The sequence below is a fragment of the Caballeronia humi genome, assembly GCF_001544475.1.
Taxonomy (GTDB): Bacteria; Pseudomonadota; Gammaproteobacteria; order Burkholderiales; family Burkholderiaceae; genus Caballeronia; species Caballeronia humi.
In genome coordinates this window covers 1-8,111 of the sequence record NZ_FCNW02000106.1, presented here as the reverse complement: position 1 = coordinate 8,111, position 8,111 = coordinate 1, and the positions used below count along the sequence as shown (strand labels likewise).

Annotated in this window: 7 protein-coding genes and 1 pseudogene; 1 reads left to right on the top strand and 7 read right to left on the bottom strand. The window is 59.5% G+C overall.

All coding sequences use genetic code 11. The features are described from left to right. Positions 1 to 289: 289 nt before the first annotated feature. A pseudogene (locus AWB65_RS38095) lies at positions 290 to 573 on the top strand (IS66 family transposase); the annotation flags it as partial. Positions 574 to 738: 165 nt separating this feature from the next. On the opposite strand, the gene AWB65_RS33645 reads toward AWB65_RS38095, so the two are convergent. The 7 genes from AWB65_RS33645 to pcaF form a co-directional block, all read right to left on the bottom strand. After that, the gene (locus tag AWB65_RS33645; RefSeq protein WP_087671119.1) at positions 739 to 2,394 is read right to left on the bottom strand and encodes a cation acetate symporter; all 1,656 of its coding nucleotides are present in this window, start codon (positions 2,392 to 2,394) and stop codon (positions 739 to 741) included. Continuing rightward, a complete protein-coding gene (locus AWB65_RS33640) occupies positions 2,391 to 2,699 on the bottom strand; it encodes a DUF485 domain-containing protein (protein WP_087671118.1) in 309 nt (102 codons plus the stop codon). The genes AWB65_RS33645 and AWB65_RS33640 overlap by 4 nt, the downstream gene beginning before the upstream one ends. Positions 2,700 to 2,856: 157 nt before the next feature. After that, entirely contained in the window at positions 2,857 to 3,036 is a 180-nt protein-coding gene (locus AWB65_RS36085) for a hypothetical protein (protein ID WP_125474288.1), read from the bottom strand. A gap of 9 nt (positions 3,037 to 3,045) precedes the next feature. Continuing rightward, on the bottom strand, positions 3,046 to 3,840 hold the full coding sequence (locus AWB65_RS33635; RefSeq protein ID WP_087671117.1) for an enoyl-CoA hydratase-related protein: 795 nt from the start codon (positions 3,838 to 3,840) through the stop codon (positions 3,046 to 3,048). A gap of 18 nt (positions 3,841 to 3,858) precedes the next feature. Continuing rightward, positions 3,859 to 5,193 (bottom strand): phenylacetate--CoA ligase PaaK, encoded by a 1,335-nt coding sequence (gene paaK / locus AWB65_RS33630; protein WP_087671116.1) that lies wholly within the window; start codon positions 5,191 to 5,193, stop codon positions 3,859 to 3,861. A gap of 47 nt (positions 5,194 to 5,240) precedes the next feature. Continuing rightward, complete coding sequence (locus tag AWB65_RS33625; RefSeq protein WP_087671115.1) at positions 5,241 to 6,779, bottom strand: 3-hydroxyacyl-CoA dehydrogenase; 1,539 nt, start codon at positions 6,777 to 6,779, stop codon at positions 5,241 to 5,243. An 11-nt stretch (positions 6,780 to 6,790) separates the two neighbouring features. Further along, the gene (pcaF, locus tag AWB65_RS33620; RefSeq protein WP_087671114.1) at positions 6,791 to 7,993 is read right to left on the bottom strand and encodes a 3-oxoadipyl-CoA thiolase; all 1,203 of its coding nucleotides are present in this window, start codon (positions 7,991 to 7,993) and stop codon (positions 6,791 to 6,793) included. Positions 7,994 to 8,111: the final 118 nt, after the last annotated feature.

Genomic DNA, 8,111 nt, shown 5'->3' with positions numbered 1-8,111 from the left:
CCGAAAACCTGGAAGCCGCGTCGCCATCAAGCGCCCACACTTATCGGCTGTTAGTTTTTAAAGAACATTCGCGAGAAACTTTGCTTTCTTCGCGTCCGTCATCAGACGGGAGGCGAATTATGAAGATCGGTCACCATCCCGTCAAGCCCATTTGAAAAAAAACTTTTTGGGCCAGTGGTTGACTGGAATCTTCAAAGACGTATCGCATGGCTTCTGACAAGGCGACCGCCAGAGTACGAGGCCGTGCCTTGTCTCGGCGTACGCAGCGTCCCAGCCGTAGTAGCGGTAATCGACAGTTGCGGCACGCCATGGTCTGACGCTCGACCACGCCAGCATGGGACGGATCGGCCATTGCGAAGCGTTGTGGGAGCCGTTGATCGAAACTCTGCGTCGCTATAGGTGACGTCGCGCTGCACACGGACGACAGCCCGATTCCAGTGCTCGCACCGGGTCACAAAAAAACAAAGACGGGGCCGACTGGGCGGCGACATGCGGGACGATCACCGCTCGGGCTCGCGAGAGTCTGCCCCGCTCTGGTTCGCGTATTCGCCTCGCATCGACGACCGCCATCCTTGCTGTATCCCCCACACACTGGCAAGCCAACCAAGGAAAACAACTCGGTTATGTTCGGCGTTCTGCAACGTGCCCGCACCGCCTACAGATTCAGCCAGCTTCAGGCCAGCAACGTCATCCTCAAACAGCGTGTGCCAATTCCCTACCGTCCCTTGGTCGCCGCGCTTAGTGGTCTGTGGCCTTCGCCGCGCCAATGCCGGTCATTGACCGGACGAATTGACTAGCAAAACGTCTTCTTTCTTCGTCAGCTCGAGCCGACGTGTCAAGGACCGACAGGAGCCACGCACTCAAGAACGCCAACGACATCGAAAACAACGCGGGATTGGCATACGGGAAGATCGCATTCTCGTGTTTGAGCATTCCGACCCAAACAGTCGGCCCAACGACAAGCAAAGCGACTGCGGATATAAGACCCACAAGACTGCCCGCGACCGCGCCACGAGTGGTCAATCCTTTCCAGAACATTGACAAGAAGAGCACCGGGAAATTCACAGAAGCCGCGATAGCCAGGACCAATCCCGACAGGAATGCGATATTTTGCTTTTCGAACACGACACCGAGCGCCATTGCCAACAAGCCAATCGCAAGGGTAGCAAGCTTCGAGACGCGAATCTCTTCTCGTTCAGTCGCTTTCCCTTTTCGAATGACTGTCGCATACAGGTCGTGCGAAACGGCTGAAGCACCTGCGAGCGCCAGACCCGCCACCACAGCAAGAATAGTCGCGAAAGCGACGGCCGAGATGAACCCGAGAAACAAGTGGCCGCCTACTGCGTTTGCCAGATGTACGGCAATCATGTTACTGCCGCCGAAGATTTTGCCAGTTGAATCATGGTACTGAGGGTCTGCACCAACCATTACGATTGCGCCAAAACCCAGTACTAAAACCAGCAAATAAAAATATCCGATGAATCCCGTCGCATAAAATACAGATTTGCGTGCTTCCTTCGCGTTTGCGACGGTGAAGAAACGCATCAGGATATGCGGAAGGCCGGCCGTGCCGAATACCATCGCTATACCCAACGACACCGCGTCGACTGGATTCGAGACCAATCCGCCCGGTGACATGATTGCCATCCCCTTGACGTGTGCATTCGTTGCAGCGGAAAACATCGCTTCGAAGCTAAACCCAAATTTCATCATCACCATGAATGCCATGAACGATGCGCCGGAAAGCAACAGTACGGCTTTAACGATCTGAACCCATGTCGTCGCCAGCATCCCTCCAAACGTCACATAAAGCACCATCAAAACGCCAACGACCACGACTGCAGAGAGATAGCTGGTACCGAATAGCAATTGAATAAGCTTACCCGCTCCGACCATTTGGGCCACGAGATACATAATTGTAACGGTCAACGTGCCGAATGACGCTGCGACCCGCACGGGCTTTTGTGCGAGACGATACGACACCACGTCAGCAAATGTATATTTGCCAAGATTGCGGAGCCGTTCCGCGATGATAAATAAAATGATGGGCCAACCTGCTACGATGCCAAGCGCGTAAATCAAACCGTCGAACCCTTTATCGAATATCATTGCAGAAATACCGAGGAAGGATGCGGCGGAGATCATATCTCCCGCGATCGCCAAACCATTCTGGAAGCCGCTCAGGCCTCCTCCAGCAGCGTAGAAGTCGGATGCCGAGCGAGTTCGTCTAGCCGCCCACGTCGTGATACCGAGCGTGGCTAGGACGAAAAGCAAGAACATCCCGATAGCGCTCCAGTTCAGTGGCGCAGAATCTCCCGATCCTTGAAACGCAAATGCGGTCTCGCTCAACCCGAGCGACGCAACCACCGAAATAAGTTGGCGGTATTTTTTCATGACTGGGACTCTCGCAGCAGCTTTTCGTTGAGCGGATCAAGGTCAGCGTTAGCACGATAGACATAAATGCCCGTCAGCACGAATGCGATAACGATAATCGCGATTCCAACTGGAATGCCCACCGTAACAACTCCTCCAAACATGGACATCCCAAGTGTCTTTGGCGAGAAAGCGACAAGCAAAACGAAGCCAAAATAGAGTACGAGCATCACCAACGCCAATGACCAGCAAAGCCGCGTTTTCCTTTGAACAAAAATCTCGAAATCAGGGTGGTTCCCGATTCTATCCAGCTGTGAAATGGACATGAGCTATCCTAATTAGTTAAATCACTGGTTACGTTGAGTTTGAACTACTGCGAAGCAGGCGCGGCGGTGTCGGGGTTTGAACGAATGGCGATCACGCGTTCTGCGTACAGCCGGCCGATCAATAAACCGACCGGTCGGTCTGTCATACAGAGCAAGATTACATTTTGATCACGTCGTCCAGCAAGCCGGTGTTTACCCGCTTGAGGATGTCTGCACTCACCGCATGCGTTGCGAACGGCACAGTTTCAGCCCGGGCCTGATACGTAGCCGGCAGGCGCAGTCGCGAGATCAAGTGACAGCGCCCTTCGGCGAAATCCCTGGTGACGAAGCGGCTCAAAAAAAACGTCTATTGGGTCCACGAAGCTGGGCGTTTATCAAAGAAGGCTGCGAAACCTTCTCTCGCCTCGTCCGTTCCCCGAACTCGCGAGATCGTCTTGGCGCTGTATTCGTATAGCTCACTCCCTTTCGGCGCCTCACCGATGACATCGAAGAACTTCTTGACCTCTTCGAGAGCCCGAGGACCATTCTTCCGCAGGTTTTGTGTCACGGCGCCGATCGCGTCATCGAGGGCAGCCACATCGACCACCTGATGAATCAGGCCGATTTCCATTGCCCACGCCGCCGAAATCTGCTCGGCGGTCAGCGCCAGTCGCCGCGCCTGACGCTGGCCCACCGCCTCGACGAGGTACGGTCCGATGACCGCCGGCAGGATTCCAAAGCGCGCCTCGCTTACGCTGAAGCGAGCGCCCGAACTGGCGACGACGATGTCGCACGCCGCACACAGGCCGACGCCGCCCCCGAACGCATGACCCTGTACCCTCGCCACAGTGGGCTTGCCGCAGAATCGGATGGCCTGCATCATCCGCGCGAAACGCTGCGCGTCCTGAAGATTGGCAGTTTGATCGTTTTCGCTCGCGCGCCGCATCCATTGAAGATCAGCGCCCGCGCAAAAAACAGGGCCGCCTGATTCGAGAACGACCGCGCGCACATCATTGCGTGTGGAAATATGCTCGAAGGCAGTTGTCAGTTCCTCGATCATGCGTTCGTCGAACGCATTGAACACGGCCTCCCGGTTGAGGCGCACCGTCACGATGCCGGCGTCCGGCTCGCTGACGATGACTGTGGATGTGTTTGTCGTCATTGCTCTCTCTCAGTCGTTTCAGGAGGATGATTTCGGCGTGTTGCGGAGGTCGACGACACGTTTTGCCTTGCCCGTGGCCGTGGCCGGAATCTCTCCCGTGCGCAGGATCGAGACCGACGTGGAAATGCCCACCATCGTTTTGATGCGCTGCTGCAGTTCTCGTGCGAGCGATGTCCGATCGCCATCGCCAAGAGACGAACAGAGCTCTGCTCGAGCTTCGACGCGAACGCCGAGCGAATCGAGATGTCCTTCGCGCGTGAGCGTCAACTGGTATTGCGGGCTCAACTTCGGCATAGCGAGAATGAGTTCTTCGATCTGGCTCGGAAATACATTGACACCTCGCACGATCATCATGTCGTCGGAACGGCCCGTGATCTTCGCCATGCGGCGCATCGAGCGCGATGTGGGCGGCAGAAGCGCGGTGAGATCGCGGGTGCGGTAGCGAATGATCGGCATCGCCTCTTTCGAGAGCGATGTGAAGACCAGTTCGCCGGGGCTTCCGTCCGGAAGGACTTCACCCGTAACCGGATCGATGATCTCGGGGAAAAAGTGATCTTCCCAGATGACCGGGCCGTCCTTGCTCTCGACGCACTCGCAGGCAACGCCCGGGCCCATGACTTCGGACAAGCCATAGATGTCGACGGCGTCAATGCCGGCGCGTTGTTCGATTTCGCTGCGCAGCGCCCCCGTCCACGGCTCCGCACCGAAGATGCCGATCTTCAGCGACGACTGAGCCGGGTCCATTCCCTGACGCGCCATTTCGTCGAGCAGATTGAGCATGTACGACGGCGTGACCATGATGATGCGTGGCTCGAAATCGCGGATGAGCTGGACTTGCTTCTCGGTTTGTCCGCCCGACATCGGTACGACCGTGCAACCGAGCCGCTCCGCTCCGTAATGAATGCCCAGGCCGCCGGTAAAGAGCCCGTAGCCGAAGGCGTTGTGCAGCATGTCACCGGGCTGGCCGCCGGCCGCGCGGATTGAACGGGCGACCACGTTGGCCCACGTGTCGATGTCCTTCGCGGTATAGCCGACGACCGTCGGCTTGCCTGTCGTGCCGCTCGACGCGTGAACGCGCGACAACTGACGGCGCGGCACCGCGAGCAAACCAAAAGGATAGTTGTCGCGCAGGTCCTGCTTGGAGGTGAACGGAAACTTCGACAGATCCGACAGTTGCTTCAGGTCGTCCGGATGGACACCGGCCGCGTCGAACGATTGCTTGTAGTGCGGGACGTTGTCATAGGCGTGCTGGAGCGACCACTTCAGCCGCTGCAGCTGGAGGCTGCGCAATTCGTCCTCGCTTGCCGTTTCGATTGCGTCGAGTTCGTTGCGTTGCGCGGTTTCTTTCAACATGAATGTCTCCGATGACATCAAATCAGTGAGCCTGCTCTGCGGCAAGGTCAAATGGACGGGTAGAAGGTGGCGGCTGACCAGTAGCGGTCGGCGAGCAGGGGCGAGATCCGGTAGCGGTCCTCGCCATAGTGAGCGGCAAGATTGAACAGGACGCGATGGACCGTCGCGACACCGATGGCGTCCGCCCATTTCAGCGGACCGGCCGGATAGTTGACGCCCTTCTCCATTGCGAGATCGAGGTCCGGGACGCTGCACACGCCCTGATTCACCGCGTCGGCCGCCTCGTTGACGAGCATGGCGACGGTACGCATCACCACCATGCCCGCGACGTCGCTGATCGATGCGACTTCGTAGCCGCATTGCTGCAGTGTTCCGACGACCGCGTCGAACGCCGCCCGACTGCACTGGCTGGCGCGCGTCACGGCGAGCGTTCGCGCCGTGCCATAGTCGAGCGCGAGGTCCACGAGCACGATATCGTCATGCTCAAGGTCTCGCGCGCGGCGGGTCGCAGTTTGCCCGTCCGTGATCAGAAGCAGCGCGCCCCCAATTTCGGCGATAAGCCCAGGAACGTTGCGCGTGCTGTCGACACAGTTTTCACCGGCGGCTTTCGCGAGCCGCTCGACAAGCGGATTCAGCAATGTCGCTGATCGCGCGATCCGGACGCGTCCCGCGGCTTGCTTCGATGGCTCGATGCTCGCTTCGGCATTGCCGTCACCGGCCGCGTATCGATAGAAGCCCCTCCCCGACTTGCGGCCGAGAAATCCTGCGCTGACTAGTTCCTGCTGGATGAGCGAGGGCGTGAAGCGCTGGTCGAAGAACATCGCTCGGAACACGGACTCGGTGACCGCGAAGTTGACGTCGTGGCCGATGAGGTCCATCAACTCGAACGGGCCCATCCTGAAGCCGCCCGCGTCGCGCATGATGCGGTCAACCGTGGCGACATCGGAGGCTTGTTCGTTCAGCACGCGCAGTGCTTCCGCGTAGAACGGCCGCGCCACGCGGTTGACGATGAACCCCGGCGTCGAGCGCGCCCGCACTGGCAGTTTGCCCCAGGCGACGGCGGTTTCATGAAGCGTATCAATGATGGCCGGGGACGTGGCAAGGCCGCTGACGACTTCGACGAGTGCCATCACCGGTGCGGGGTTGAAGAAGTGGAGGCCAGCCAGCCGCGACGGATCACGCAGCGACGCAGCGATGGCCGTCACCGAGATCGACGACGTGTTGGTCGCGAAGATGCAATGCTCATCGACGATCGATTCAAGTTCGCCGAAGATTTTCTGCTTCACATCGAGCCGCTCGGCAACCGCTTCAATGACCAACGCCGCGTGTTTCAACTCGGTCAACGCAGTAGCGGCGATGACGTTTCGGGTGGCGGCGTCCGCCTGGACCTTCGTCGACCGGCCCTTGTCGGCCAGCTTCGCAAGTGACGCCGCGATTCCCGACAGCGCCTTGTCGACTGCGACCGGATCGATGTCGAAAAGCACGACGGGATGACCGGACATCGCCGCGACCTGCGCGATGCCTGCTCCCATCGCGCCGGCACCGATGACCCCGACGACGCTTGCCTTGGAAAGAGGATGTGCCATCGTCAAGGTCCTCAAACGCGCTCGATTGCGATGGCGATGCCCTGCCCCACGCCTATGCACATCGTGCACAGCGCGAACCGGCCGTGGCGGCGCTCGAGTTCGTACATGGCGGTCGTGACGAGCCGCGCGCCGGAAGCGCCGAGCGGATGACCCAACGCGATGGCGCCACCGTTCGGATTGACGCGTGCATCGTCTTCCGCGACACCCAGCTTGCGCAACACCGCGATACCTTGCGATGCAAACGCCTCGTTGAGTTCGATCACATCGAACTGGTCGAGCGTCATGCCAAGGCGCGCGAGGAGCTTTTGCGTCGCCGGAGCCGGGCCGATGCCCATGATGCGTGGCGCGACGCCGGCAGTCGCCATGCCGAGGATGCGCGCGCGCGGCGTGAGTCCGTTGCGGCGCGCCGCCTCTTCACTGCCGATCAGGAGCGCGCATGCACCGTCGTTAACTCCCGAGGCGTTGCCTGCCGTCACCGATCCTTCGGGACGTACGACACCCTTCAGCTTCGCCAGCGTTTCAAGGGACGTCTCACGCAGATGCTCATCGAGTTCGACAGCCACCGACTCGCCTTTCTTTTGCGGCACGTGAACAGCGACGATCTCCTGCGCGAACGTGCCGTCGGCTTGCGCGCGAGCGGCGCGCTGCTGGCTGCGCAGCGCGAAGCGGTCCTGTGCATCGCGCGCGATACCGAAGTCCACTGCGACGTTTTCAGCCGTCTCGGGCATCGAATCGACGCCGTATTGCTCGCGCATCTTCTTGTTGATGAAGCGCCAGCCGATGGTCGTATCGTGGATCTCGGCCTGGCGGGCAAAGGCAGTCGCGGCCTTGCCCATGACGAACGGCGCGCGCGTCATGCTCTCGACGCCGCCCGCGACATACAGATCGCCATCGCCGGCGCGAATGGCGCGCGCAGCGCTGCCGACCGCATCCATGCCCGAACCGCACAGACGGTTGATGGTGGAACCCGGCACGTCGATAGGCAGGCCCGCGAGAAGAGCCGACATGCGCGCGACATTGCGATTATCTTCGCCGGCCTGATTGGCGCAGCCGTAGAGAACGTCGGCGACCTGCTCCCAGTCCACTGAGGCGTTGCGGCTCATCAGCGCGCGAATCGGAACGGCGCCGAGATCATCGGCACGAATGTCCTTGAAAACGCCGCCGTAGCGGCCGAAGGGCGTGCGAATTCCGTCGCAAATAAAAGCTTCAGTCATTAATCGTCTCGGATTTGATGTGATAAAGAATTGAGGGTCGGCGCTCAACGTTCGTCGTAACTCACGACGACGCGATCGCTCACCGGATGGCACTGGCACGTCAGCACGTAGCCGTCGT